This is a genomic window from Hymenobacter terrestris (assembly GCF_013377905.1).
In the GTDB taxonomy this organism is placed as follows: domain Bacteria; phylum Bacteroidota; class Bacteroidia; order Cytophagales; family Hymenobacteraceae; genus Hymenobacter; species Hymenobacter terrestris.
The window spans coordinates 65,071-90,917 of record NZ_JABKAV010000003.1; the positions used below are offsets into that span (position 1 = coordinate 65,071).

The 25,847-nt window shown below is 59.2% G+C and carries 19 protein-coding genes; 4 read left to right on the forward strand and 15 right to left on the reverse strand.

Annotated elements, in window-relative coordinates; genetic code table 11:
• Positions 1 to 47: 47 nt before the first annotated feature.
• Positions 48 to 2,477 carry an efflux RND transporter permease subunit gene (locus HW556_RS01900; protein WP_176897459.1) on the reverse strand — a complete coding sequence of 810 codons (2,430 nt, stop codon included), beginning with the start codon at positions 2,475 to 2,477 and terminating at the stop codon, positions 48 to 50.
• Positions 2,478 to 2,712: 235 nt separating this feature from the next.
• On the opposite strand from HW556_RS01900, the gene HW556_RS01905 reads away from it, so the two are divergent.
• Positions 2,713 to 3,111 carry a hypothetical protein gene (locus HW556_RS01905; RefSeq protein WP_176897461.1) on the forward strand — a complete coding sequence of 133 codons (399 nt, stop codon included), beginning with the start codon at positions 2,713 to 2,715 and terminating at the stop codon, positions 3,109 to 3,111.
• A gap of 233 nt (positions 3,112 to 3,344) precedes the next feature.
• On the opposite strand, the gene HW556_RS01910 is transcribed toward HW556_RS01905, so the two are convergent.
• From HW556_RS01910 to HW556_RS01920, 3 genes are all read right to left on the reverse strand, one after another.
• Positions 3,345 to 3,524, reverse strand: a complete 180-nt coding sequence (locus HW556_RS01910) for a DUF5615 family PIN-like protein (RefSeq protein WP_176897462.1) — start codon at positions 3,522 to 3,524, stop codon at positions 3,345 to 3,347.
• Positions 3,525 to 3,545: 21 nt separating this feature from the next.
• Positions 3,546 to 3,779 carry a DUF433 domain-containing protein gene (locus tag HW556_RS01915; protein ID WP_176897464.1) on the reverse strand — a complete coding sequence of 78 codons (234 nt, stop codon included), beginning with the start codon at positions 3,777 to 3,779 and terminating at the stop codon, positions 3,546 to 3,548.
• An 86-nt stretch (positions 3,780 to 3,865) separates the two neighbouring features.
• Positions 3,866 to 5,389, reverse strand: a complete 1,524-nt coding sequence (locus tag HW556_RS01920; protein WP_176897466.1) for a glycine--tRNA ligase — start codon at positions 5,387 to 5,389, stop codon at positions 3,866 to 3,868.
• A 270-nt stretch (positions 5,390 to 5,659) separates the two neighbouring features.
• Between HW556_RS01920 and HW556_RS01925 the strand changes: the two genes are divergently transcribed.
• Positions 5,660 to 7,066 carry an inorganic phosphate transporter gene (locus HW556_RS01925; RefSeq protein WP_176897467.1) on the forward strand — a complete coding sequence of 469 codons (1,407 nt, stop codon included), beginning with the start codon at positions 5,660 to 5,662 and terminating at the stop codon, positions 7,064 to 7,066.
• A 203-nt stretch (positions 7,067 to 7,269) separates the two neighbouring features.
• Here HW556_RS01925 and HW556_RS01930 read toward each other — a convergent pair whose 3' ends face one another.
• From HW556_RS01930 to HW556_RS01970, 9 genes are all read right to left on the reverse strand, one after another.
• Positions 7,270 to 7,752 (reverse strand): hypothetical protein, encoded by a 483-nt coding sequence (locus tag HW556_RS01930; RefSeq protein WP_176897469.1) that lies wholly within the window; start codon positions 7,750 to 7,752, stop codon positions 7,270 to 7,272.
• A gap of 242 nt (positions 7,753 to 7,994) precedes the next feature.
• Positions 7,995 to 8,486 carry a DUF4385 domain-containing protein gene (locus HW556_RS01935; RefSeq protein WP_176897470.1) on the reverse strand — a complete coding sequence of 164 codons (492 nt, stop codon included), beginning with the start codon at positions 8,484 to 8,486 and terminating at the stop codon, positions 7,995 to 7,997.
• Between the two features lie 957 nt (positions 8,487 to 9,443).
• Positions 9,444 to 11,066, reverse strand: coding sequence for an Ig-like domain-containing protein (locus HW556_RS01940; protein ID WP_176897471.1), 1,623 nt, complete (start codon positions 11,064 to 11,066; stop codon positions 9,444 to 9,446).
• Between the two features lie 208 nt (positions 11,067 to 11,274).
• Positions 11,275 to 12,153 carry a class I SAM-dependent methyltransferase gene (locus HW556_RS01945; RefSeq protein WP_218136845.1) on the reverse strand — a complete coding sequence of 293 codons (879 nt, stop codon included), beginning with the start codon at positions 12,151 to 12,153 and terminating at the stop codon, positions 11,275 to 11,277.
• Positions 12,154 to 12,377: 224 nt separating this feature from the next.
• Positions 12,378 to 14,246, reverse strand: a complete 1,869-nt coding sequence (gene mnmG, locus HW556_RS01950; RefSeq protein WP_176897473.1) for a tRNA uridine-5-carboxymethylaminomethyl(34) synthesis enzyme MnmG — start codon at positions 14,244 to 14,246, stop codon at positions 12,378 to 12,380.
• Positions 14,247 to 14,474: 228 nt separating this feature from the next.
• On the reverse strand, positions 14,475 to 15,161 hold the full coding sequence (locus HW556_RS01955) for a GNAT family N-acetyltransferase (protein ID WP_176897474.1): 687 nt from the start codon (positions 15,159 to 15,161) through the stop codon (positions 14,475 to 14,477).
• 70 nt (positions 15,162 to 15,231) lie between these two features.
• Positions 15,232 to 15,714, reverse strand: coding sequence for an rRNA maturation RNase YbeY (ybeY, locus tag HW556_RS01960; protein ID WP_176897475.1), 483 nt, complete (start codon positions 15,712 to 15,714; stop codon positions 15,232 to 15,234).
• A 64-nt stretch (positions 15,715 to 15,778) separates the two neighbouring features.
• Positions 15,779 to 16,252, reverse strand: coding sequence for an ATP-binding protein (locus HW556_RS01965; protein ID WP_176897477.1), 474 nt, complete (start codon positions 16,250 to 16,252; stop codon positions 15,779 to 15,781).
• A 51-nt stretch (positions 16,253 to 16,303) separates the two neighbouring features.
• A complete protein-coding gene (locus tag HW556_RS01970; RefSeq protein WP_176897478.1) occupies positions 16,304 to 19,744 on the reverse strand; it encodes a DUF4175 family protein in 3,441 nt (1,146 codons plus the stop codon).
• Between the two features lie 332 nt (positions 19,745 to 20,076).
• Between HW556_RS01970 and HW556_RS01975 the strand changes: the two genes are divergently transcribed.
• Positions 20,077 to 20,700, forward strand: coding sequence for a hypothetical protein (locus HW556_RS01975; RefSeq protein WP_176897480.1), 624 nt, complete (start codon positions 20,077 to 20,079; stop codon positions 20,698 to 20,700).
• A gap of 211 nt (positions 20,701 to 20,911) precedes the next feature.
• Here the strand turns inward: HW556_RS01975 and gcvP are convergent, their stop codons facing one another.
• A complete protein-coding gene (gene gcvP, locus HW556_RS01980) occupies positions 20,912 to 23,836 on the reverse strand; it encodes an aminomethyl-transferring glycine dehydrogenase (RefSeq protein WP_176897481.1) in 2,925 nt (974 codons plus the stop codon).
• Between the two features lie 327 nt (positions 23,837 to 24,163).
• Between gcvP and HW556_RS01985 the strand changes: the two genes are divergently transcribed.
• Complete coding sequence (locus HW556_RS01985; RefSeq protein ID WP_176897482.1) at positions 24,164 to 24,424, forward strand: hypothetical protein; 261 nt, start codon at positions 24,164 to 24,166, stop codon at positions 24,422 to 24,424.
• Between the two features lie 78 nt (positions 24,425 to 24,502).
• On the opposite strand, the gene HW556_RS01990 is transcribed toward HW556_RS01985, so the two are convergent.
• Entirely contained in the window at positions 24,503 to 25,744 is a 1,242-nt protein-coding gene (locus HW556_RS01990; protein WP_176897483.1) for a BamA/TamA family outer membrane protein, read from the reverse strand.
• Positions 25,745 to 25,847: the final 103 nt, after the last annotated feature.

Sequence of the window (25,847 nt, forward strand, 5' to 3'; positions counted from 1 at the left end):
GTAGCTTTTTGATGTTCGTGTAGTTGTTGGAGAAAAGCTAAGAGCTATCAGCTCGTTTTCGGCTTCATCCGGTCCAAATCCAGCTCCAAATCGTCGTCCTCGGCGTGGTAGTTGTTGTCGTAGTGGCGGATGCTGGATTGGTCGATTTCCTCTTCTTTGGTCCCGTGCTCGAAGGTAACGAGCAGGCAGGGCAGCAGAATCAGGTTGGAGAAGTTGGTGATGAGCAGGCTGGCCGACATGAGCAGGCCCAAGGCCTTGGTTCCCCCGAACTCGGAGAAGGCAAACACCGAAAAGCCTAGAAACAGCACGATACTGGTGTAAATCATGCTGGTGCCGGCCTCGCTGAGGGTAGTGCTGATGGCGGCCCGCACCCGGCGGCCGTTGATGGCCATTTCCTGCCGAAACTTGGCCAGCAGGTGGATGGAGTTGTCACCATCAATACCCAGCGCAATACTGAAAATGAGGGCCGTGCTGGGTTTGAGCGGGATGCCGAAGTAGCCCATAATGCCACCCGTGAGCAGCAGGGTAAAAAAGTTGGGCAGCAGCGCGAAAAACACCGTCCGGAAGGATCGGAACAGAATCAGCACGACCAGACCCACTAAGATAAAGGCGTGCAGCAGGCTGTTTTTGAGCGTTCCAATCAGGAACTCGTTGCCCTTGGTGAAGATTATGGTGGTGCCGGTGAGACGGGCGGTGAGGTCGGTGTCCTTGAAAATCTTGTCAATCTGGGGCCGAATCTTGTTGGTGAGCAGCGTGTCGAGGTTCTGCGAGCCGATGTCGGCAATCTTAAGCGAGATGCGGGCCTCGCGCATGGTGCTATCGGTAAACGAGCGGAGCAACTTGCCAGTGAGGTTACCCTCGGCGCCGGGCTGGCTTTGCGAGCGGGCCAGGTAGCTGAAGATGTAGTTCTTCTCGGAGTTGTCGGGCAGGCGGTAGAACTCGGGGCTGCCGTTATAAAAGGCCTGATTCGAGGCCTTCAGAGCCGTTACCACGCTTACCGGACTCGTGAGCACGGGCAGAGTACGCAGGTAGTTTTCGAGCCGGTCAATGCGCTCCAGGTTCTTGAGTTTCAGCAGGCCTTTCGGCTTACCGGTGTCCACCACAATTTCCAGCGGCATAACCCCATTAAAGTGCTGCTCAAAAAACTTGAGGTCGGAATTCACCGACGAATCTTTGGGCAAATCGTCCACCATATACGACACCGATTTCACCTTGCTCACCCCCACGGCGGCCAGCACGGCCAGCGCCAAGGCCGTCAGGTACACCGTGCGGCGGCGCTCCAGCACCAAGTAATCGAAAAACTCCAGCAGCTTGATGAGCGGCTTGGCGTCGAGGTGTTGCAGCTGCCGGGCCGTGGGCGGCGGCAGAATGGTGAAGATGATAGGCATCAGAATAAACGACACCAGAAAGGCGACGTAGATATTGATGGTGGCCACCAGCCCAAACTGGAACAGAATGGCAATGTTGGTGAAGCAGAACACCACGAAGCCAATGGCCGTGGTGGTGTTATTCATCAAAGTAACGAGGCCGATTTTGCGCACCACCCGCGTCATGGCCAGCACCTGGTTGCCCGATTTGCGGTAGTCGTAGTGGTAGCGGCTGAGCAGGTAGGTGCAGTTGGGGATGCCGATAACGATGATAATGCTCGGAATCAGGCCTGTGAGCAGGTTGATTTTGTAGCCCATCAGCACCATGCTGCCGATGCACCAAGTCACCACAATCAGCACAATCAGCAGCGGAAACACCACCGCCGACCACGTCCGGAAGAACATGAACAGCGTCAGGGCCATCATTACGATGGTCAGGGCCACAAACAGCTTCATTTCCGAGGCCACTTTGGTGGTCATGGTGGCCCGAACGTAGGGCAGGCCAGCGTAGTGCAGCCGGATTTCAGTGTCCTTTTCGAAGCGGTGGGCGTGGGCCAGAATTTCGGCCATTACGGCCTCGCGCCGGCTCGAATTGAGGTATTTGGGGTCGATGGTAAGAGCCAGTAGCGTGGCGCCGGTGGTGGGCGAAATCAGCTGGCCCTTATAAAACTGCTGCTCGTTCACCACCCGCATCAGCGAGTCGAGCTTGACCTGCGAGCCGGGCGGTCCGTTGAAAATGGGCACAGCCCGGAATGTGCGGTTAACGGTGTCTTTTTCGAGCCGCGGCAGCCGCGTCACGCTCAGTACGCCATTCACGCCCTCTACTTTGCTCAGCGTATCGGTGAGCAGCCGGAGCTGGTTGAACTTGCCAAGCTGGTACACCGAGCTGTCCTGCATACCCAGCACGAGCACGTTGCCGTCCTCGCCGAACTGGCGCTTGAACTGCTGGAAGTACACCATGTCCGGGTCGTCGGGCGCTACTACCTGGGCGAAGTCGTAAGTCATTTCGACTTTCCGCGCCTGCCAGGCCATAAACACCGTAATAGCCACCAGCAGCCCCACTAGCAGCCGACGATTCTTAATTACAAACAGGGCAAGATTCCGCCACATAGACCGTTAAAATGCAGCAAAGGTACGCAACCAGGTTCAGGTAGCAGGCGTGAGCTAGTCAGTAAGTGTCGGACGGACAGCCGCTTTGGTTGATAATTATTTCATACGAAACATTTTTTATTTGAAATATATGAAACATTTTGCGCAACCATTTCCGTAAACACACCTTTTTCAGACGGTTGCAATTACCTTCAATTGCACTATTTGAATATTGTCTTGTTATTTTCAAATCAACATGGTATTGTACCATTCACCTGATACATCACTCACTTTCGATTCTGATTCCGCCACCTTGCTGCTGAGCTACACGGCTACCGGACTGTCGGTTTCATTTGGCCAGGCCTACCAACTGGCGCTGGAAGAAATGCTGGCCCAGAACATTGGCAGGCTACTACTTGACCTAAAGCGCAACGCCCCCCCCACCGACGACCTGGAGGAACTGCTGGCCCCGCTCGGCGAAGCAGTGGCCCGTCAGCCCGACCAATCCCTGTTTATTGCCGCCCTCGTTTCAGAAGGCCAGTACCAGTACCAAATTGGCAATTCGCTGGCTTCCTCCTCCCTGCCGCCGGCCCAAGTCGAGTTCAACTACTTCACCTGCCGCCACGACGCCACCCAGTGGCTGAGCGAGAACTAAGCAACCCCTGATGGGCCAAAAAGTCGCTGGCCGGTCATCCTGAATTCAGGATGACCGGCCAGCGACTTTTTGGCCCATCAGGCGGTTTCAATATGAGTGGCAAAAACGCGTGTCAGCCTCACCCCAGGCTTCTCGCTGGCCTGTAGTACGGCCGGCCACACCCGCTCTAGGAACTGCCACAATTCGCGGCGGCGCATATTCCCAATGCACAGCCGGATAACGTGCGGCGGAGCCTACGCGGTGATCAGAACCTCATAATCCACGTCTTTGGTGATGACGGTGAGCTTATTCAATGCGGCATGCTGCCACACCTGCTCATCGCTCCACGCCGGGTCGGGCACTGGTTCGTAATCCGGCGTGTGCCAAATAGCAAAGCGATGTGGCAAATTGGCGTCGATTAAGTATTTGCCCATCTCGCTCCGAACTGCTTAGAATTAGGCGGCAAAGTTGATAAAACTCTGCCGTGCCAAATTCTCGGACGCGAACCGCAGGCAGGCCTGAATATCAGCTATTTCCAGAAACGGATAGCTCTCCAGCACATCCTCCGGAGAGTCACCGGCGGCCAGAAACTCTAGCACCGTCTGCACCGTCAGGCGTAGCCCCCGGATGGTCGGCTTACCGCCGCACAGGTGCGAGTCTAGTGTAATTCTGTCGTGGATGTAGTGCATGATGAATAAAGATACGGTCTGCCAAGATACAAAAAGGCTCCGTTCCGGTATCGGAACGGAGCCTTTTGCTTACATCAGCTTGTTGCTTATAACTGCTCGAATATGCGCGAGAAGCTCACGGCCTCGCCAATGTAGCCGCGCAACTCCGAGATGGGCATGCGGGTCTGCTCGCGCGAGTCGCGGTGACGTACCGTCACGGTGTCGTCTTCCAGCGTCTGGCCATCCACCACGATGCAGAAGGGCGTGCCGATGAGGTCTTGGCGGGTGTAGCGCTTGCCGATGGCATCGCGCTCCTCCATAATCACGCGGAAATCGTGGCGCAGGCTGTTGAAGATTTCGGTGGCTTTTTCGGGCATGCCGTCCTTTTTCACGAGCGGGAAAATGGCGGCCTTAATGGGGGCCACTGCGGGGTGCAGGCGCAAGAGGGTGCGGGTTTTGGTTTGCTGTTGCTCGCCTTCGCCCTCGGTAATGGTTTCTTCCTGGTAGGCCTGGCAGAGCGTGGCCAGGAACAAGCGGTCGGCGCCGGCCGAGGTTTCTACCACGAAGGGCACGTAGTTACCGTAAGCTTTGCCGGTTTCGGGGTCGATGTCGGCGTCGAAGTACTGCTGCTTCTTTTTCGACAGCGCCTGGTGCTGGGTCAGGTCGAAGTCGCCGCGGGAATGGATGCCCTCAATCTCCTTGAAGCCGAAGGGGAATTCGTACTCAATGTCAACGGCAGCTTTGGCGTAGTGGGCGAGCTTTTCGTGGTCGTGGAAGCGAAGTTTATCGGCCGGCAGGCCCATTACCTCGTGCCAGCGGCGGCGCATGGTTTTCCAGTGCTCGTACCACTCGCCCTCGGTACCGGGGCGCACGAAAAATTGCAGCTCCATCTGCTCGAACTCCCGCATCCGGAAGATGAACTGCCGGGCCACAATCTCGTTGCGGAAGGCCTTACCGATCTGGGCAATGCCGAACGGCACTTTCTGGCGGGCCGATTTCTGCACGTTCAGGAAGTTGACGAAGATGCCCTGGGCCGTTTCGGGGCGTAGGTAAATCTGGCTCGAATCTTCGGCCACCGCGCCCACCTGGGTCGAGAACATGAGGTTGAACTGGCGCACCTCGGTCCAGTTGCCGGTTTTGCTGACGGGGCACAGAATCTGCTCATCGATGATGAGCTGCTTGACGCCGGCCAGGTCCTCGGCCGTCAGCAGGCGACCCATTTCGGCCAGCAGGGTTTCGGCGCGGGCTATTTCGCCGTTCTTCTCGTGCTCGGCCGCTTTGTCTTCGAGCAGCACATCGGCGCGGTAGCGCTTCTTGCTGTCGAGGTTGTCAATCATCGGGTCCGAGAAGCCATCGACGTGGCCCGAGGCTTTCCAGGTGAGCGGGTGCATGAAAATGGCCGCATCGAGGCCCACCACGTTCTGGTGCAGCTGGGTCATGGCTTTCCACCAGAGCTGCTTGAGGTTGTTTTTGAGCTCCACCCCGTTGGGGCCGTAGTCGTACACGGCGGCCAGGCCGTCATAAATTTCCGACGACTGAAATACGAAGCCGTACTCCTTGGCGTGCGACACGATGTTGGCCAGCGTGCCTTCGGTAGTGGCCGCGGCAGCGGGTTTGGGGGCGTTGCTCATGGCAAATGCGGGGTTGAGAGGAGAGTCGTTTCGGGCAAAGCGCGTAACGACAGGCAAAAGTAACCAAAGCCTCGCCCGCAACCGCAACCGGGCGCAAAACGGCTCTGTCAATGGTCAGAAGGCAGGTTTCGGCCATGGTTGGCAATCTTACGTTTAGCATTCCGGCCAGCCAATGGGCCGCGCCAGTAACAATTTCATAATCTTGCCCTGCCTAAGGCTCAAAGTACCTTTGGATTTGTTTTTTTCGATTTCTCACCCAACTCCTCCTCTATGTTCGGCTTAGAGCCTCATGTGCTGCTGCTGCTGGCTGCATGCCTGATAGCAGCTTGCGCCTTCGAATTCGTGAATGGCTTCCACGACACGGCCAACGCCGTGGCCACAGTCATCTACACGAATGCCCTGCGCCCCTGGGTGGCCGTTATCTGGTCGGCGTTCTGGAACTTCATCGGCGTGCTAACCGGCGGCGTGGCCGTAGCCATGACCATTGTGTACCTGCTGCCCGTTGAAAGCCTTGTAGATGGCAACGTGTACCACGGCATTGCCATGGTGGGTGCGCTCATCATCGGGGCCATTATCTGGAACATCGGCACTTGGTACTATGGCCTGCCCTCGTCGTCGTCGCACGCACTTATCGGCTCGATTCTGGGCGTGGGTATTGCCTACAGCTTTCTGCCCGGCGTAAACAATTCGGGTGTGAACTGGGGTAAAGCCGGCGACACTGGCTTGGCGCTACTCGTTGGCCCGGCGTTCGGTTTCACACTCACCATTCTGCTCATGTTCCTGCTACGGCGGGTTATCAAAGACAAGTCCATCTTCAAGGAGCCACACAAGCACAAGCCGCCACCGCTCTGGATCCGGCTGATTCTGGTAGTTACCTGTACGCTGGTGAGCTACTTCCACGGCTCGAACGATGGCCAGAAGGGCGTGGGCCTAATTATGCTTATCCTCATTGGCATCGTACCCACCTATTTCGCCCTCGACCACACCAAAAACCCGCTCGATATGCGCGACTCGCTGGTGCGGGTAGAGCAAGTAATGAGCCGCGTAAACGTACCTGAGCTAAGCCAGGATGACCAGAAAACGGTGGGCGAAATTCGGGTGCAGACCAATGCGCTAGACCGTATTTTCGAAGGCAAGACCAAGGTCGAGCAGATTCCGCAGTCCGACCGTTTCGAAATCCGCAAGGCCATTCTGCTGCTTTCCAATCGCGCCAAGCTCATCCAGGAAAGCGAAAAAGTACGCCTGAGCACCCGCGACCGACAGACACTGGAAGACGGACTAAAGGGCCTTAAGTCGTTTACCGATTACGCCCCGACCTGGGTATTCATCATCGTGTCGTTGTCGTTGGGCATTGGCACGATGGTGGGCTGGCAGCGCATCGTAAAAACCATTGGCGAGCGTATCGGCAAGGAGCACCTGAGCTACGCCCAAGGCGCCTCCTCGGAACTGGTAGCCGCCTCCATGATCGGCATCAGCTCGGCGCTGGGCCTGCCGGCTTCTACCACCCACGTGCTTACCTCGTCGATTGCGGGTAGCATGGTGGCCAGCCGGGGCGTGAAGAACGTGAACCCCGTAATGGTGCGAAACATTGCGCTGGCCTGGGTGCTCACGCTACCCGTAACCATGACGCTTTCGGGCCTGCTGTTTCTGCTCTTCCGCGCCATTATGCCGAGCTAATCTGCTTAGCAGTATCCTGGAATAAGATAAAAAGCCGCTCCGGATTCCGGGGCGGCTTTTTTGTTGAATAGCTGTTTTTCAGCCTAGTGTCAGAATGGGGCGAATGTCCCAAAACCAATTGCTAAAGCTGTGAAAAGACGGAAAATGAAGAAGTTATCAACTTATCAACAGCTAAAAACCTAATTTTTGTGGATAACTACGATTTAGGAAGGCCATTGCACCTCTAAATCCTCATCGATGAAGACGCCGAAGTTGACGAACTGTAGCTCCTCATCTTCGAAATACATGTCAATCATTTCCTTTTCGTAGGAGATGCGCATCTCACCGGTGTCCATTTTCTCTATCTCGCTGTGCTCGTGGCCCTGGCCCTTCATCAGCTCCTGAATCTGCTCAGGGCTACGGCCGTGAATGGCCTCGCCGTAGAGGCGGATGCCGGGGTGGTCGGTTTCGATGCAGCTCAGGCGGTAGTCATCCTCACGGTCGAAGTAGAGTGAGTAGCCTTCGTCGAGGTAATTCCAGGCCTGGTGCTCAAACTCGTCGTCATCTTCCGACTCTTCAATCTCCTCGGGCTCGCCCATCAGCGAGCGAACCTCGTCCTGGGAAGCGCCAAACTTGAGCGGGCCCATGCCGATGCCGAGGCGGATTTCATGTTCGTCGGTGCTGGATGGTTGGGCGGGGGTTTGCATGGTATCTAGGGAAAAGGGGTGAAGTTTTTTTAAGCGTATAGCTACCAGCCGTTGGCTGATAGGGTTCGTTTTACTTGCTTGCTTCCCGGGCCTGCGTTTACGCCGGCTCAGTTTCTGGCAAGTACTCAAAGGTACGGGTGAACCACTGTTTCAAGCCATTTGCCCTCGTTCGAGCAACGGTTTTACCGTAAAACGCCAAACGCTAAAGGCTGGCCGTTGTCAGCGAACAACTCAAACGAGGCTCACTTACCGTAACGTTCCTGGAATTCGGCGCGCTGCTCCTGGTAGTCGGGATTAGCGCGGGCTTCGTCCCACTTAATTTTGAAAATGGCAGCCGATTCGGCTTTCACGGGGTCTTCGGGGGCGCGGGGCAGCTCGGCGCGGCCGTGGGCCCCACTCTGGCCCTTCTTGTCGTCGGGCACGGGGCCGTCGTATTTTTTGCCGCCGCGGTGGTTGGCGTAGCGCCGGGCACGGGTGTAGCCCATCTGCAGAAATTTGCGGGCCATGTCGGCGCCCACAAAGTCGTGAGCCTTCAGGTAGGCCTCAAACAGCCCGTAAATGGTATCGGCTGACTCCCGGGCCACCTCGGGCGTCCGGAAGCGCCAGTGGGGCAGAATCTCGCCTTTATAGGGCTGCACCAGCAGCACCCCCTGCTCGCCCTTGCCCACCCGGTACAACTCGGGGTGGCGGCGAAAGTCCACAGCAGTGAAATCGAGGTCGTAGTCGAAGGGCATAGGCGGCGGCCGGGCTGGTACTCGGCAAGGGGCGACGCCCTATATACGCGGCTTCGGGCCGCAGGGCTGCCCCACATTCAGGAAAGCCTGCGCTCCGCCCCTTTTCACCGGGCGCACCGCTGGTCCGGCCGGAGCACGGGCATTTCGGAAATTCGAAAACCAGCCCGCTTATCCACAAGCTTAATAACTTTTGAAATTCATTTTTTTAAATAAATCTTTTTAATCCCCATCGTTAGGGCTGTTGATAAGTGGATAAGAATTGAGAGTTATCCACGGCCGGGATAACATGTGTACAAGACCAGACTTATCCACCGTCTACCAACAGGGTATGTGGATAGTAAGATGCATGTTATCAGGTTTTTATCAGAGTTTTTCACAATCCACAGCACTTATCCCGATATCCACAATCCACAGCCCCGGACCGATGTGGATAGTGGGATTTTCGGGGGATAGTTATCCACCCTTATCCACCGTCTCTAAGGTGGATAACAGGGGTGTCGGGGCGGCTGAACTACCAAAAAAAGATGTCCGCAACTTCTCCACGCATTATCCCCATGTTTCCCCACCATTATCCACAGATTATGCGTGCAAGCGCTACAGCCGTGGAAAACTATGTGGATTAGCTCTGGCTGGAGTTGGCAAAAAGCCACTGGTAGCACCCATTTGCTGTTTTGCGCTGTGGATATCTTTCAAGCTCAACCCCTATATAGCGCGAAATAGGAATATGACTGGCCAGCCGGCCCTCGTAAGCTGGTGGGGCGCTATTACCGATATCCAGCCACAACCTCTGTCCAAGTCTGGGTAGCCACTACCCTATAACTACCAACCCACGGCACTCAGTTGGCCCACGGAACAGATACGCTGCTTCTGCCGGACTGCTCAGTCCCAAAGCAAAAGCCCGAATCCGTCATCCGGATTCGGGCTTTTGCTTTGGGACTGGAGCCGTAGAGGGTAGCTTCAGAAGATCAGGGTTTCCACGTTGTCGAAATTCGAGCGGATGGTGAGGGGCTTGGGGAAGAGGAAAACCGGCTCGGGCGCGGCCTTGAGGTCCGGGTCGCCGCCCTGCCAGCGGCCGTCCTGGTTGCTGTCGATGAGTACGCGCAGACGGTAGGTGGCGGGCGCGATGTTATCGAAGCGGAAGCTGCCTTTGGGCGTGTCGAGGCTGAGCAGCACCTGGCCCTTTTCATCGAGCAGCTGCACCCAGTAGCGCTTGGCCGTGGTCTGGATGGGGCCGCTAAGCGTGCCGGTAGTAGTCTGGTCGACTACCTTGAGCTTGAGCGGCCGCAGCCCCAACAGCCGGCCCGTGATGCTTTGGATGGCCGTGCTATCGAGCAGCAACGTCACGGTTTTCTGGGCCTTGGTATCGAGGTTAACGGTTAGCGTGGAGCGGTCGGGGCTGAGGCTACCATCCTGCGGCAGGCGCAGCGGGCGGCGCTTCAACGAGTCTTCTACCAGCGTACCAATAGGCTTCTTGGGGTCAAGTCGAATGGGCTCGGTGAACACGAATTTTACCTGGCCCTGGCGGTATACTTCCTTAGGGCTACCCTCTATGGTGTAGGCCGGTACCGGCTTGGGTGCCTTGGTCGGGGGGTCGGCAAACTTCACCGCAATAGTATCGCGGGCCACGTTGCCGGCGCTGTCGGTGGCGGCCAGCAGGTAGCGGCCTTCGGTGAGGCCGGCCGTGCGGTACAGAACGGCCGTGCGGTTACGCTCAGTCAGCTGCACGGCCTCCTGCAGGGCTGGTGGCGGCGTAGTGGCGTTGCCCAGCGGCGCGAGCGTAGCCGTCAGCAGGCCCTCGTTATAGCTGATGCGCTGGTCAGTGGCCGCGCTTTTCTGGGTCGTGACGAGCGGGCGGCGGCTGTCGGGCTTGGTCAGCACGAAGCGCAGCGTGTCGGGCCGGGGGCCTACCGTCAGCAGCTCACCGCCGGGTTGGTAACCGATGGCCTCGGGCTCCTCGTAACGGTTCGTCTGGTTCTTGTCGGCCAGCGCATAGGCGCGGTAGCGGCCTTCTTTCAGGTAGCGGAACGTAAAATCACCCTGCTTATCGGTGCGGGCCAGGTAGGTAGGCACGCCCCGCTTGATGTCCGAGGTATCCGCTTCCGGATAAAGCAGCACCGACACGCCTTCAGCCGGCTGCTGGCTCAGCAGGCCCACCACGCTGCCCCGCACCGCGCCCGAATCGAGCTGGGCCCCGGTGCTGAAGCTGACCGAAACGTTAGCCGCCTTGTTCTTCTCGGTGATGTCGCTGATGGCCTCGCCGAAATTGAACGAGTAGGTGGTATTGGGCCGGAAGGGCTGCTCGAAGGTAAGCGTAACGGAGGTGCGGTCTTCCCGGATTTTGTAGGTGTTGGCTGGGTCGAGTACCGGAGCTACGAGCAGGTTCTTGGCCAGGTCCGTCAGCTGTACCTGCTCCGAAAATTCCAGCCGGATACTCTGCCCCGTTACATTGCGGGCGCCGTTGGCAGGTGTGGAACTGATGAGCTTGGGCAGCGTAGTGTCGCGGGCACCGCCCTCGGGCGAGCTGATGGCCGCGCAGCTGCCCAGGGTTCCGGCCGTAATCAGAAGGAAAGCTATGCGCATTGCGGGGTGTGCAGATTGAAAAGAGTACGCGGATTGTGGAAACGAGGAAGTGGGAAACTAATTGCAGATAAGGAGAACGTCATGCTGAGCTTGCCGAAGCATCTCTACCGCTTCGTCGAACGATTGCTACGAAGCGGTAGAGATGCTTCGGCAAGCTCAGCATGACATTATCGTATCTGTAAGCTTCCTACTTTATCCAATCCCTCTCCTACCGCTTGCGGGCTACGTACATCACGCTGCTGTACTGGCCCTCGTGGCGGGCGGCGTACTGGTTGGAGTTGTAGCCGGTTTTTAAAACCGAAAGCAGACCACCGCGCTGGCCGCCCCGGTGCTTTTCGCTAAGCATACTTACGTAGTAGGCATCCAGCGGCATGGGCAGCTCCTGCTCCACCTGCAGCCGGTGCTTTTTAAGCAGCAGCTTCATGGTTTTCGGGCTGAAATGGTAGAGGTGACGCGGCACGTCGTAGGCGGCCCAGTCGGGACCGTAGTGCTGGGCGTCGAGGCTTTCTACGTTGGGCACGGCAATAACCAGCGTGCCGCCGGGCCGTAGCAGCCGGATGAGCTGCTTGAGCGTGTCGTTGAGCTCGTGCACATGTTCGAGCACGTGCCAGAGCGTAATGGCATCAAACGAAGCCTCCTGAAAATCGACCAGCCCGGCCAGGCCAATGGGCTGACCCACCCGACGGCTGGCCTCCTCACGGGCTCCGGGGTTGGGTTCCCAGCCGGCTACCTGCCAGCCATCGGCTTTGGCAGCCGCCAGAAAGTGGCCCGTGCCGCAGCCATAATCGAGCAGCTTACCACCGCTTGGTACCAGCTTGTTCAGCAGGCTCACCTTGCGGCGCATGGTAAAAACCCGCGCTACTTTGTACGCCTGATTGATGAGCCCGCCCGCCCCGCTGTTGTGCGAAACATACTCGTCCGACTCGTAATAGCGCCCGATATGCGCCGCGTCGGGCCGGGGGTTGGTGAACTGAAACGTGCAGGCCGCGCACTGCTGGATGGCGAAACTCTCGTGGCTCACCGACCTATCCTCCACCACCAGCTTGTTGCGCAGCTCCGTTTTGCCGCACACCGGGCAGGTATCCAAACGCTCGTAAATCACTGATTCTCGCTGATTAGGTTGATTTCGCTGATTGCAACGACCGGGTTGGGTCTGGATGTCAGCCGTAAGACGAAGGTACAAAACCAAACCGGCCGCCGAATCGGAAAGAAACGGCGGCCGGTTGGCAGTACCATAAGAGCTGCTGAAAAAAGAACTGTCATTCTGAGCGGAGCGAAGAATGACAGTTCTTGTGGTTTCCGGTTACTTATTTACCGGCCCAGATACACCATCAGCACCGACACATCGGCGGGGCTTACGCCACTGATGCGGCTGGCTTGGCCCAGGGTTTCGGGCTGAATCTTGAGCAGCTTTTCGCGGGCTTCGTGCGAGAGGGCGGGCATGGCCTGGTAGTCGAGACGACCCTGGATGATGAAGTTCTCCAGCTCCTGCATGCGGGCAGCCTGCTGATGCTCCTTCTCCAGATAGGCTTCGTATTTCACCAGAATTTCGGCCTGCTCCAGCGCGTCGGGGCGGTAAGGTGCCAGCGCCAGCGCGAGGCCGGGCAAAGCCACGGCCAAAGCCGGAAGCTCCACGCCGGGGCGGCGCAGCAGGTTCACGGCGCGGGTTTTCTCGCTGATTTCGGCCGAGCCTATTTCCGTGAGCCAGCCGTTAATGTCGGCGGCTTCGATGCCGAAGTTCTTCAGCAGCTTGGCGACTTCCTTGGTCTGCTGCTCCTTTTCGCGCACGCGCTCCATGCGTTCTTCCGAGGCCAGACCCAACTCGTAGCCCAACGGGGTCAGGCGCAGGTCGGCGTTGTCCTGGCGCAGCAGCAGGCGGTGCTCGGCGCGGCTCGTGAACATGCGGTAGGGCTCGTCGGTGCCCTTGTTCACCAAGTCATCAATGAGTACACCGATGTAGGCCTGGCTACGCGAAAGCACGAACGGGGCCTCGCCGTGTACCTTACGGTGGGCGTTGATGCCAGCCATCAGGCCCTGGCAGGCGGCTTCCTCGTAGCCGGTGGTACCGTTTATCTGGCCCGCAAAGTACAGGTTGGCCACCCGTTTGGTTTCCAGCGTGAGGTGAAGCTGCGTCGGCGGGAAGAAGTCGTACTCGATGGCGTAGCCGGGCCGGAACATCTTGGCATTCTCGAAGCCGGCAATTTTGCGTAGGGCGCGGTACTGCACGTCTTCGGGCAGACTGCTTGAAAAGCCGTTCACGTACACTTCCACCGTGTTCCAGCCCTCAGGCTCCACGAAAATCTGGTGGCGGTCCTTGTCGGCGAAGCGGTTGATTTTGTCCTCCACGCTCGGGCAGTAGCGCGGCCCCAGCCCCTTTATACGCCCCTGAAACATAGGCGACTTCTCGAAGCCCTCCTTCAGGATTTCGTGGACTTCAGGGTTGGTGTAGGTGATGTGGCAGGGACGCTGCTTGGGCAGCACGGGCGTATCGAGGTAGCTGAACTTGCCGGGCACCTCGTCGCCGGGCTGCTCCTCCATTTTGCTGTAGTCGAGGCTGCGGCCGTCTACCCGGGGCGGGGTGCCGGTTTTCATACGACCCGCCTCGAACCCCAGCTCCAGCAGTTGCTCGGTGAGGCCGGTGCTACCCTTCTCGGCCATGCGGCCCCCACCAAATTGCTTCTCACCAATGTGGATGAGCCCGTTGAGGAAAGTGCCATTAGTCAGCACCACCGACTTAGCCCGGAAGTCGATGCCCAACTGGGTTTTCACGCCCACGCACACGCCGTCTTCCACCAGCAAACCGGTTACGGCCTCCTGCCAAAAATCCACGTTGGGCGTTTGCTCCAGCGCCAGGCGCCACTCCTCGGCAAAGCGCATCCGGTCCGATTGCGCCCGCGGGCTCCACATGGCGGGGCCCTTGGAGCGGTTCAGCATCCGAAACTGAATCATGGTTTTGTCGGTGATGATGCCCGACATACCGCCCAGCGCGTCCACCTCGCGCACAATCTGGCCCTTGGCCACGCCGCCCATCGCCGGGTTGCACGACATCTGGGCGATGGTGTTCATGTTCATGGTCACCAGCAGGACTTTGGAGCCCAGCTTAGCGGCGGCGGCGGCGGCCTCGCAGCCCGCGTGGCCCGCGCCCACCACAATCACATCGTAATCTTCTTGCTGAAACATAGTTGGTTAATCTGCCTGCGCCGGAAAGAGTTCAACGCGGATTGACAGCCGCAAATTTACCGCCTTTTTGCTAGCGGTTGGCTTTGATGAACGACGTAGGGGCGGGGCTTGTCCCCGCCCGCCGTAAGAACAAACCGCCGGAATAACTCAAGCGGGTTTTGTTCAACGCAAATCGTTGAACGACGTAGGGGCGGGGGAAAGCCCCGCCCCTACGTCGTTCAATCGAGTTCAAACTCCTGTCAACACAGAATTCTGGGCGTCCACCCGCTCCCAGGAAAATGGGTACCACTCCTCGCGCAGGCAGTCGAATACCTCCGTGGCGGCCGGGCAGGGAAACAGTTTGTAGTCGAATTTGGGGTAGCCGTAGACTAGGTAACCGGGGTAATAGTGCGTGTAATGGCGGCGGCGGGCTTCCTCCAGCTTCAGCAACATCAGCAGCTTGCCGGGGCTGAATTTGCGGTAGTCAGGGTCGTAGAAGTTCATGATGCCTGCCATCGTCCGCTCGCCCGCGTCGAAAATGCCGGCCGCCACCAGCCGGCCCGCGTCGCGCACTTCCAGCACTTCGGTCTGGAAAACGTTGTGGGTAGCCCCGTTCAGCAGGAAGGTTTCCACAGTATCGGGCGCGTCGAAGCTGATGCTTTGGCGGTAGCGGGCGTAGAGTTCCTCCAATTCGTTTGTCAGTTCTAACGGTCGTAGCTGCAGCGTGAACCGCTCGGCTTGGCGCAATAGGCGGCGCTGAACCGGACCGTACTTCACATCAGCCAGCACCATGCGGAGCCAATGCACTGTGTACACCTTCTCTCCCACCGGCAGAAACAGGCAGGTAAATAGGTCCTGGTGCATGCGGTAGTAGCCCTGGCTCAGATAGAAATCCAGGGCCCGGCCGGGAACGACAAGCGGCGGCGTGGCAGACATACGGGGGGTGCCGGTAGAACAAAAAACGCCCGCGTTTCGGCAGGCGTTTTCAAATCAAATCAAAGGAAGATTAAAACGTGCGGAGCAGCAGGCAGTCGTCTTCCTTTTTGCGCATAGCGGTCTGGCTGAGCAGGTCCTTATCGGCGTAGCCGAGCAGGTGCAGCACACCATGAATCATCACGCGGTGCAGCTCGTCGCGGAAAGTGACGCCGTGGGTGACGGCGTTTTCGCGCACCCGATCTACCGAGATAAAGATGTCGCCTTCGAGCATATCGGCGTCGTCGGCGTTGTCGAACGAGATGACGTCGGTGTAGGTGTCGTGGTCGAGGTACTCCACGTTCACCTTATGCAGGTACTCATCGGAGCAGAAGATGTACGTGAGTTGCACGATTTCGTGCTCGTGCACTTCGGCCACGCGCTCAATCCAGGAGGTTAGTTCGCGGGCGTCGTCGAGCTCAAAATCCACCTCTTCCACCATAAACTCGATGCCATGCGATTCGGCACCGGGTCCCGGCTCATCTAACTCATCGAACTCGGTGGGCAGGTCGCTCATGGCAGCCGAAAACTGGAGATTGAAAGATCAGGCAAAGGAAAAGCAGAACCAGCCGGGTTGAAACCTAGCGGGCAGCCGGAGCCTCGGCACCGTTGATGGTCGAATGGCGCTCTTCAGCCTCTCCATCGGCCTCCGAACTGGGCAACAGGAAGGTCAGCAGCACATGGCGGCCATCCTTGTTGAACTCCACTTCATCGGCGAGGTGGCGGATGAGGAAGATGCCGCGACCTCCGGGATTTTCGATGTTCTCGGGAGCGGTCGGGTCGAGCAGGTTGTCGTAGTCGAAACCAGCGCCCTCATCCTCAATCTCAAACCGCACCCGGTCGGACTCGACCTGCAGCGAAAGCAGCACGTTTTTGTCCTTGTCGAACTTGTTGCCGTGGCGGATAGCGTTGTTGACGGCCTCGGTGACGGCCACCATAATGTTTCCGTAAATATCGTCGTCGATGTGAAACGTATCCTTCGAGTTGTCGATAAAGCTCTCCACTACGCGGATGTTTTCAACGAGCGAAGGAATTTGAATTTTAACCTGCTTCATACTGGGTAAAAAAGAGAAGGGCGGCGGGTAAAAGGTAAAAATAGCAGAACGCTACTTCATTTGCTGAAAATACTCGCTCACCTTACGCTGATAGTACGGGGTGAGGGTGGGAGGCACAGCGCGAAGCAGCTCGGTCTGACGGGTTTGCTGGCGCTGGTACTGCTGGAACGCGGGCGGAAAAACTGGCGGACGTTGCTGGGCTGTCTGGGCTTCGCGCTTATCGTCCTGGTCCCGCTCGCGGGCCGATTTCTCGGCTTCAAGCAATCGAGTCAGGATTTGGCGCTGGCGCATAACAGTCTGCTCCGTCAGCCGCTTGTTTACGAGGTCGGTTTCGGTTTGTTCCATCATTTTCTTGATGTCGCCGAGGCCGCCGGCGCCTCCCTGGCCCTGCCCGTCCTTGTTGGGGTCGGGTTTGCCACCGCCGGGCTTGTTGCCCTGCATCTTCTCCAGCTCCTGCATGGCCTGGCGCAACATCTGCTGCTGGCCGGCCAGCTTGGCCAACTCCTCGGATAGCGCCCGGCCAGATTTGCCACTCTGCTGGAGCTGCTGAATCTGCTGGTTGAGCTGCTGCTGCATGCGGCCCATCTGGCCCTCGCCGGCCGAGGAGCCCTTTTTCTTCTTGCGGCCGGGCTTGCCACCGCCCTGCATCTGCTGCTGGCTCTGGCTGTCGCGCTGCTGCTGCTGCATCTGCTGAAGGGCATCGTTGAGCATCAGAGCCAGGTTGTTCATACTGGTCATGGCCTGCTGCTGGGTGCTGGTGGCGCGGCCCACGTTGCGGTCCTTGATGTGGCCCAAGGCCTCATCCATGCGGCCGTTCATCTCGCCCACCTCGCGGGTCACGAAGCTCTGAATCTGGGAAACGCGGTTGGCCAGCGCGTACAGCGAATCCTGCACTACGCGGGCGTCGTCTTTGAGCTTGCGCTGGGTCTGGCCGAGCTGCACGAAGCGCGGGTCGCTCTGGTCCACCTGCCGGAACTGCTGCATCAGGTTTTCCTCATCGAAGCTGAGCTTGAGCAGGTTTTCGAGGATGTCGCGCAAGTCGTCGATGTTCTCCTGCTGCTGGTCCGATTCCTCCTGCTCCATCTGCTGCTGCATCTGCTGAGCCATCTGCTGCATCTTCTGGGCGGCCTTGCTCTGGCTTTGGCTGGCCTTCTGGTTCTGATTTTTGCCCAGCTGCTGCTGGCTTTGCTGCTGCTGCTCGTCTACCTGCTGCTGGTCCTGCTTCATCTCGTCGGCCCCGTTTTCGCCGTCGAGTTGCTTGTCTAGTTCCTTGAGGTCTTTGAGGTCTTCCTTCACCTCCTCAAACTTCTGCTGCTGCTCGGTTTGCTGGTTTTTAAGGTCCTCGTTCTTGGCTTTCTGCTGCTCGTTGCTAAGCTTGTTGTCGGGGTTCTGCTTGTCGTTTTTCTCGGTTTGCTCGGCCAGCTTCTGCTGCTCCTGGGCCAGCTGCTGGAGCTTTTCGAGAGCCTGGTCCTGCTTCTGCTCGAACTGCAGTTGCTTGAACATTTCGAGGGCCCGCTCCAGCTCCTTCTGCAGGGTGTTTTCCTTGTTTTCGAGCTGCTGCAGCAGTTTCTGGATGTCGGGTTGGTTCTGGTCTTCCTGCTGCTCCAGCAGCTTGCGCAGCTCCTCGTAGAGTTTCTTGGTTTCGGGGTCGAGCAGGTCGTCCATCAACTTCTGCAACTCCTTGGCTTTCTCGGCCAGTTCGTCGTTTTTCTGGGGGTCGAGCTGGTTCTGCTGCTCCTGCAGCTGCTCGAACTGGCGCTTGAGGTCTTCGAGGGCCTGATCCATCTGCTGCTTGCCCTCCAGCATATCTTTGAGCTGCTTGCGGTCCTGGAAGTTAAGGTCGCGCTTCACTTTGAGCTTGTCCTGGGCCTTGGCCAGCTCGCGCTCCATCTTCTTCGACTCCTGGGCCGCCTGGCTCATCTGGCTTTGCATGGCCTCGCTCTGAGAAGCCAGCTGCTGGCGCTGCTCGGTGCGCGAAGGCAGCCGGAATTCGGCCACCCGACTCCGGCCGGGCTTGGCCCCATTCACGCCATCGTTGTCCCACACCTGCACGAAGTATTCGAGCCGGTCACCGGGCTTCATGTTCAGCCGGCGTACGTCCCAGGCGTAGGCGTAACTCTGGCTGGGGCCTGCGCCCAGCGGCAACGCGCGGGTCTGGTAGGCAGCATTAGGTGTGTTTTTGCCGAGGATGCGGTAATGCAGCTGCAGACGCGAGAAGCCGTAGTCGTCGCGCAGGTTGCCGCCCAGGGCCAGAAACTGTCGGGCCGTAGTGTCCTGGAAACTCTCCAGCGTCACCTCAGGCGCGGCATCCGCAATTACAGTCAGCTGGTACTCAATCGGGTCGCGGTTGGGACTGGCAGCATTGCGCAGGCGCACGGCATAGTTCTGGCTGCGGGTGGCGCGGCGGCGCAGATGGAACTGGCCGTCGGCGGCCTCGTTGGGCGTGGCGGCCACGGTTTCGTTGGGGTTCTGGAAGTTCAGCTGCAGCTGGTCGGTGGCTTCAGTCTGAAACTCCCAGCGCAGCTCCGTGCCCTCGGGCACCGTGAGGTTGCCGGTGTTGCGAATGGTTTCGTTGGGCCGGCCCACGTAGGCCGGGTACACGGCCCGGATGGCGAAGTCGCGCAGGTTGGGCCGGGCCTTCACCTTCAGCTTGTAGTCGTCCGACGAAAAGCCGGCCGCTGCCAGCTGGAAGTCCACGTTCTGGCGCAGCTGCCGGAAATCGTAGCGAAAGCGGTTGCCGGATTCGCGGGTCAGGCGGCGCTCCTTGCCCTCATACTGAATGCTGATTTCGTTGGGCAGCACCTCCCCTTCCACCGTCACATTCAGGCTGAAATCTTCGCCCTTGAACGCCGTGAGGCTTTTATTCTCCACCACAAACGTAAACGGCGCGGGCGGACTATACTTCTGGTTGTAGTTGAGAATGCGGCCGGTGCCCTGCACGAAAAAAGCCGGGTAAGCCAGCAGCAGCACCGCCACCACGGCCGCGGGCACGGCTACGTACTTCCACAGCGGCTTGGTCTGGCGCTGAATGTTGATACCCTGCGAAAACTCGACACCCCGCAGCTGCCCGGCCCGCTGCTCGAGGCTGGCGGCCAGCAGCGCGTTTTCCTGGGCTTGCCCGCGTAGTTGCAACGCGTTCAGCAGCTTGTCCTGCACCTCCGGAAACAACTCGCCCACCCGGCGGGCGGCCTGCTCGTCGCTCAGCATGCGGCGCAGGTGCGTGAGGGCCGCCAGTGGCTGCCAGATCCAGCGCACGAAAGCGTACACCATGCCTCCTACAAACCCGAACAGCAGCCCGGCCCGCACCCAGGTGGGCAGGTACAGGAAGTATTCGAGCAGGTTGAACACCAGAAACAGGCTCAGTAGCAGGCCGCCGGCCACCAGAGCCCCGCGCACCAACAGGCTGAGGTAAAACTTGCGCTTAAACGCATCGAGACGGGCCAGCACATCGTCCAAAGCCCGGGTCGTCGCGGGGTCTTGCTCCACTCCCATAAACGTATTCAGTAAGCTATTAGCTCTCAGCTACTAGCCGTTAGCTTTGTTCTGGCTGACAACAAATTACACGGTCTTTTGTGCAAGAGACGCCAGTTCGGTCTTTTAGCTGCCCGATTCAGGTCCGGGAAAGATACAACTTTCACCCCGTCAGGCAGTGTAAGAGGGACAACGGAAATGGGGTAACAGGTTCCTTTTTGGTTAGCTGCTAGCTGAGAGCCATTAACTGGTAGCTCTCGTTTTCTCAGCCAAAGCTAGCCGCTAACGGCTCTCCGCTAGCAGTTCAACATAGGCGTACCTTTGGCCACTTCCTCGTTTGTTTCTCCTGGCTCGTGCCCCGACTATTGGCCACGGTACTATCGGCGGTGTTTCATCCGCTATTGGTTCCGCTTTATCTGTTCTATATCGTGTGCTACCAGCTGCCGGGTGTAGCAGCGCACCCGGCCCTGCCGGCCCGCGGGTTGGTAATGGCCCTGGTGGCGGGCGGCACGCTGGGCCTCCCAGGCCTGGGCACGGCCCTGCTGGTGTGGCTGGGCTATGCCGACTCGGTGGAGTTACGGCAGCGCCGGCAGCGTACCCTGCCCCTGCTGCTGGCCGCGCTCAGCTTCGGCGCTACGGCCGCGTTGCTCTACCGGCCCCAGGAGCCCGACCCGCTGCTTTTCCGGATGATGGCGGGCATGACGCTGGCCGTGCTGCTGACGCTGCTCATCACGCTTCGCTGGAAAATTTCGGCCCACGGCGTGGGCATGGGTGGCGCGTTCGGTCTTCTGCTACTGCTGAACTTCAGCGGCGCGGCCGGCGCCTCGGGGCCCTGGTGGCTGGCCGGCTGTGCGGTTTTAGCCGCCGCCGTAAGCCGCGCCCGGCTGGTGCTCGACGCCCACACGCCCGCCCAGGTCTGGGCCGGGCTGGCACTCGGCTTGGGCGTGGCGTTGGGTATCGGGGCGGTAAGTCTGTGAATGCGTGGGTAAATGCGTGAGCCAGCCTGTCATTGCGAGCAACGCGAAGCAATCTGCGCGGGCAGAATGACCAGCCCGGACAAACGCAAAGCCCCCGACGAACGAACGTCAGGGGCTTGCTGCTTATAGGGGTTTGCTCGGGTAGATTGCTTCGGCTCCGCCTCGCAATGACGGGCGGGCCCACGCATTCACTTAGTCACCCGTGCCCTAATTAATACGATGGGCCTTTATCGGCCTGTACGAGCTGCTCTTCGGCGTCCACGTACTCGTCGATGGAGGTGCAGGAGCAGATGAGGTTCCGGTCGCCGTAGGCCGAGTCGATGCGCGATACGGACGGCCAGAACTTGTAGGCGCGGGCGTAGTCGGTGGGGTACACGGCCTGCTCGCGCGAGTAAGGGCGCGTCCAGTCATGTACGAGCACGGTGGCGGCGGTGTGCGGGGCGTGCTTGAGCAGATTGTCCTTGGCATCGGCGCGGCCTTCCTCCACCTCAGCCACTTCCATGCGAATGGAAATCATGGCTTCGATGAAGCGGTCCAACTCCTCCTTGCTCTCCGACTCGGTCGGCTCCACCATCAGGGTGCCGGCTACCGGGAAGCTTACCGTGGGCGCGTGGAAACCGTAGTCCATCAGGCGCTTGGCAATGTCTTCTACCTCGATGCCGGCCTTCTTGAACTGGCGGCAATCCAGAATCATCTCGTGGGCGCAACGACCGTTGGCGCCTGTGTAGAGCACGGGGTAGTGCTCTTCCAGCTTGGCCTTGATGTAGTTGGCGTTCAGGATGGCGATGCGGGTAGCCTCCGTCAGGCCTTCGCCGCCCATCATGTTAATGTAGGCGTAGCTGATGGGCAGAATGCTGGCCGAACCCCACGGGGCCGACGACACGGCGCTGGCCGTGCGGCCGTCGGCATCAATCAGCACGTGGCCGGGCAGGAAGGGCGCCAAATCGGCTACTACGCCGATGGGGCCCACGCCGGGACCGCCGCCGCCATGCGGGATGCAGAACGTTTTGTGCAGGTTTAGGTGGCACACGTCGGCCCCAATGATGGCGGGCGAGGTGAGGCCAACCTGGGCGTTCATGTTGGCTCCGTCCATGTATACCCGGCCGCCGTGGTTGTGAATGGTGGCGCAGATATCGATGATGGTTTCCTCGTACACGCCATGCGTGCTCGGGTAAGTCACCATCAGGCAGCTCAGTTTGTCGGCATACTGGGTGGCTTTGGCCTCCAGGTCGGCCACGTCGATGTTGCCGTCCTCGGTGCTCTTCACCACTACCACCGTCATGCCGGCCATTACGGCCGAAGCGGGGTTGGTGCCATGGGCCGAAGCCGGAATCAGGGCCACGTTGCGGTGCTGGTCGCCGCGCGAATCGTGGTAGCCTTTAATGGCCAGCAGGCCGGCGTACTCGCCCTGCGCGCCCGAGTTGGGCTGCAGGCTCACGGCGTCAAAGCCGGTAACCTCACACAGCCATTTCTCCAGGTCGGCGAAGATTTCGGCGTATCCCTGGGCCTGCTCGCGGGGCGCGAATGGGTGCAGGTTGCCGATTTCGGGCCAGGTAACCGGAATCATCTCGGCGGTAGCGTTGAGCTTCATGGTGCACGAACCGAGCGCAATCATGGAGTGCGCCAGGCTCAGATCCTTGTTTTCGAGCTGCTTCATGTAGCGCAGCATCTCGTGCTCAGAGTGGTGCGTGTTGAAGATGGGATGCGTCAGGTATTCGCTCTTGCGAACCAGTACGTCGTCCCAGTTCACGTCTACCTCGGCGGGCAGTTCCACCTGGGGGGCGCTCTTACCGAGCACCTTGGCAAACACGGCCACGATGTCCTGCACATCTTCAATTTCGGTGTTCTGGTTGAGCGAGATGCCCACCCGGGGCGTGCCGTTCTCCTGGAAGTAGCGGAAGTTGATGCGGGCGGCTTCGGCCTCTTTCTTCACGGCGCTCTGCAACTCTTCGCTTTCCAGCTTGATGTCGAGCGTATCGAAGTAGAACTCGTTGCGCTGGTTCAGGCCCAGCTCACCCAACGCACCGGCCAACACTTGGGCCTGGGCGTGGATGTTGCTGGCGAACTGGCGGATGCGCTGGGGGCCGTGGTACACGGCGTACATGCCGGCCAGCACGCTCAGTAGCACTTGGGCAGTGCAAATGTTGCTGGTAGCTTTCTCGCGGCGGATGTGCTGCTCGCGGGTTTGTAGGGCCATGCGGAAGGCCTTGTTGCCGGCCGCGTCAATGCTCTGGCCGATAATACGGCCCGGAATTACGCGCTTGAACTGGTCGCGGGTGGCCAGGAAACCGGCGTGTGGTCCGCCGTAGCCCATCGGTACGCCGAAGCGCTGCGAGTTGCCCACCACGGCATCGGCGCCCATCTCGCCGGGAGGCGTGAGCAGCGTCAACGACAGCAAATCGGCCGCTACGGTTACGAACAGGTTGTGCTCGTGGGCTTTGGCGATGAAGTCGGTGTAGTCGTACACGGCGCCGTCGGCGGCCGGGTACTGCAGAATGGCGCCGAAGAACGACTCGTCGGTGAGGTCGGCGGTGCGGTGGTCGCCGATAACCAGCTCAATTTCCAGCGGCGTGGCGCGGGTGCGCAGCACGTCGATGGTCTGGGGCAACACCTGCTCGGACACGAAGTAGCGCTTGGCCTTTTTGTTCTTGCGCAGCGAGTGGAACATGTGCAGCGTTTCGGCGGCGGCGGTGCCCTCGTCGAGCAGGCTGGCGTTGGCAATATCGAGGCCCGTAAGCTCCATCACCATCGTCTGGTAATTGATGAGGGCTTCGAGGCGGCCCTGGGCAATTTCGGCCTGGTAAGGCGTGTAGGCGGTGTACCAGCCCGGATTCTCGAGGATGTTGCGCTGAATGACGGCCGGCAGCTGGGTAGGATGGTAGCCCAGGCCGATGTAGTTCTTGAACAGCTGGTTCTTCTCGGCAATGCCTTTGAACTTGGCCAGAAACGCCCGCTCGGTGAGGGCCTTGGGCAGGTTCAAAGGCTTTTTGAGGCGGATGGCCGCCGGCACAGTTTCGTCGATGAGCTGGTCAATCGACTCGACGCCGATAACACGCAGCATTTCGGCTACGCCGGCTGCATCGGGTCCGTTGTGGCGGTCCACAAACACATCGGCGGGCTTGGTCTTCAGCAACATAAAGGGGTGGATGAGGGTGGCAACGAAAGGCTTGGGTAGCGCCTTCAGCAAAGGTAGCGCGAAAAGGCTTCACCCTTAAACCGATAGGCAGGCAAATGTTTGGTGGTTTATCGAGTAGTCTGCTGCCGCTTTTCGAAGCCAGCTTGCATATTCCGACTTCAATTATCTTTTATAGCTAACTGTCCGCTTCATGTTGCTGCCTCTACCGATGAGATAGTGGCAACTATGACATCGGTAGAGGCAATATTTTTTTGGACTGCTAAATAGAACGCTCAACTTTTCACCGGCACCACCGAAGTCCTCGACGACAAATTCAGCCGCTCCGAATTGGCCGAAGTGCAGGGCCAGTTACGGCAGTTGCAGCAGCGTTTCGCCGGCGCTGCCTTGCCCGAAGCCGCCCGGCAGAAACTGATAAAGTTGACTGAAACGGCTGCGGTTAAAGCCGAAGGTCTCACAAAGAAGGACTGGCAGAACTGGATAATAGGGGGCTTCGTTAGCTCTATCACCGGCCTCGCACTCAATCCTACCCAGGCCAGCGAAGTACTGAAGCTGGTGAAGACGGCCTTTGGTGGGCTGTTATTACAGTAGCCGTTTTCGCCCACTATAACCTGGCTCCACTGCAGCCACTGACCCCGAAGCGGGCAGCGGCTTTTTGCATAATAGCGCCTAGAATGCCTCGGCCACGTTGAAATAAAACGTGCCGCCCGAGTCGCCGAAGGCCGCGTCGAAGCGCAGGTTCAGGTTTTCGGCCTTCACCAGTTTGAAGCGCAGACCTGCCCCGACGGCCGGGTGCAGGCCGCTGAAAGCAAAATCGCGCAGGCGCGGGGCCACCCGGCCGGCGCTGGCAAAGCCCACCACGCCGAAGCGGTTGGTGATTGGCCGGCGATACTCGACCTGGGCGGCGGCGTAGTTACGGTCGAGGTAGCGGCCTTCGTAGTAGCCGCGCATCAACTCATTGCCCCCCAGAGCCCCTCTTTCCAGCAGCGGCACATTGCCCGACGAAAAGTAGCCGAACACCTGATAAGCCAGCACGTGCTGGCGCTTGCCCGCGAGCTGGAAATATTGCCGCACGTCTAGCTTAGTCAGCTCGTAGCGGAACTGGCCGCCGAGCTGCTTGCCGTACCAGCCGTGGGTAACGTCGGCCAGCATACCCCGCTGGGCATTCAGCACATTGTCGCGGGTGTCGTAGGTGAGGGCCGTTTCCAGGCCAGTGCTCACGGAGCCGCGTGCGCCGTCGAACCGGGGCCGGCCGGCTTCATCGAGCAGCAGGCTTTCGGGTTCCAGCGTTACGCTGCCCACCCGCACGTGGCGCAGCCCGCCACCCACGAACAGTTTGCCCACAATCCGCCGCAACAGCAGCGGCTCGATAACCGTGTAGCGGTAGTCGTACACTTCCTCGTTGGAATCGGGCGTGTCGTTGCCCACGCCGTAGAAAAGGCGCGGAAAGCTGGAGTGCCGTAGGTTGCCGCGCAGCAGGTAGTTTTCGTGGTTGAAGAAAACCGTGTAGCCCGAGTACAGAATGAACTGGTTGTTGAGCGTGTACTGGACCGAAATGGGAACGTTTGACGTCCGGGTATCGAGGCCGGCTCCGCGGGGCTTAAAGAGGAATTTGGCTCCTACGCCCGCGCCCCAACTGGTTTCGGGGGCATACGAGATAATGGGGGCCAGCACCAGCCGGGTCGGGTACACGCCGCGCTGCGTTACCGCCGCCTGGTTGAGGTCGAACTCAAATACGTCGAGCACGCGGTCGAGAAACGAGCGGCTGGTATCGGCCGCGGCCGCCGGTACGCCCCCTGCGCCAGTTCGCAACGAGTCGGGCGGTAATTGCTGGGCCGCGGCCGGATTCGTTGCCAGAGTGCCCCCCGTTGCCAGCAAGGCCGTCAGAGAGGCTTTCCGGAATACTTTCATAAGCTGATTTCCTGCGAAGATTAAGGTGAAAAGGGCGGCCGGGCACGGGGGCCGACCTGCCACTTTCGGAAGCTGCTGGGTCAAACCCGGTATCCGGCCAAGG

What these genes read in the sequence shown, in the direction of transcription:
- HW556_RS01900 (WP_176897459.1), bottom strand. Translation starts at nt 2,477, where the DNA reads ATGTGGCGGAATCTTGCCCTGTTTGTAATTAAGAATCGTCGGCTGCTA.
- HW556_RS01905 (WP_176897461.1), top strand. Translation starts at nt 2,713, where the DNA reads ATGGTATTGTACCATTCACCTGATACATCACTCACTTTCGATTCTGAT.
- HW556_RS01910 (WP_176897462.1), bottom strand. Translation starts at nt 3,524, where the DNA reads ATGGGCAAATACTTAATCGACGCCAATTTGCCACATCGCTTTGCTATT.
- HW556_RS01915 (WP_176897464.1), bottom strand. Translation starts at nt 3,779, where the DNA reads ATGCACTACATCCACGACAGAATTACACTAGACTCGCACCTGTGCGGC.
- HW556_RS01920 (WP_176897466.1), bottom strand. Translation starts at nt 5,389, where the DNA reads ATGAGCAACGCCCCCAAACCCGCTGCCGCGGCCACTACCGAAGGCACG.
- HW556_RS01925 (WP_176897467.1), top strand. Translation starts at nt 5,660, where the DNA reads ATGTTCGGCTTAGAGCCTCATGTGCTGCTGCTGCTGGCTGCATGCCTG.
- HW556_RS01930 (WP_176897469.1), bottom strand. Translation starts at nt 7,752, where the DNA reads ATGCAAACCCCCGCCCAACCATCCAGCACCGACGAACATGAAATCCGC.
- HW556_RS01935 (WP_176897470.1), bottom strand. Translation starts at nt 8,486, where the DNA reads ATGCCCTTCGACTACGACCTCGATTTCACTGCTGTGGACTTTCGCCGC.
- HW556_RS01940 (WP_176897471.1), bottom strand. Translation starts at nt 11,066, where the DNA reads ATGCGCATAGCTTTCCTTCTGATTACGGCCGGAACCCTGGGCAGCTGC.
- mnmG (WP_176897473.1), bottom strand. Translation starts at nt 14,246, where the DNA reads ATGTTTCAGCAAGAAGATTACGATGTGATTGTGGTGGGCGCGGGCCAC.
- HW556_RS01955 (WP_176897474.1), bottom strand. Translation starts at nt 15,161, where the DNA reads ATGTCTGCCACGCCGCCGCTTGTCGTTCCCGGCCGGGCCCTGGATTTC.
- ybeY (WP_176897475.1), bottom strand. Translation starts at nt 15,714, where the DNA reads ATGAGCGACCTGCCCACCGAGTTCGATGAGTTAGATGAGCCGGGACCC.
- HW556_RS01965 (WP_176897477.1), bottom strand. Translation starts at nt 16,252, where the DNA reads ATGAAGCAGGTTAAAATTCAAATTCCTTCGCTCGTTGAAAACATCCGC.
- HW556_RS01970 (WP_176897478.1), bottom strand. Translation starts at nt 19,744, where the DNA reads ATGGGAGTGGAGCAAGACCCCGCGACGACCCGGGCTTTGGACGATGTG.
- gcvP (WP_176897481.1), bottom strand. Translation starts at nt 23,836, where the DNA reads ATGTTGCTGAAGACCAAGCCCGCCGATGTGTTTGTGGACCGCCACAAC.
- HW556_RS01990 (WP_176897483.1), bottom strand. Translation starts at nt 25,744, where the DNA reads ATGAAAGTATTCCGGAAAGCCTCTCTGACGGCCTTGCTGGCAACGGGG.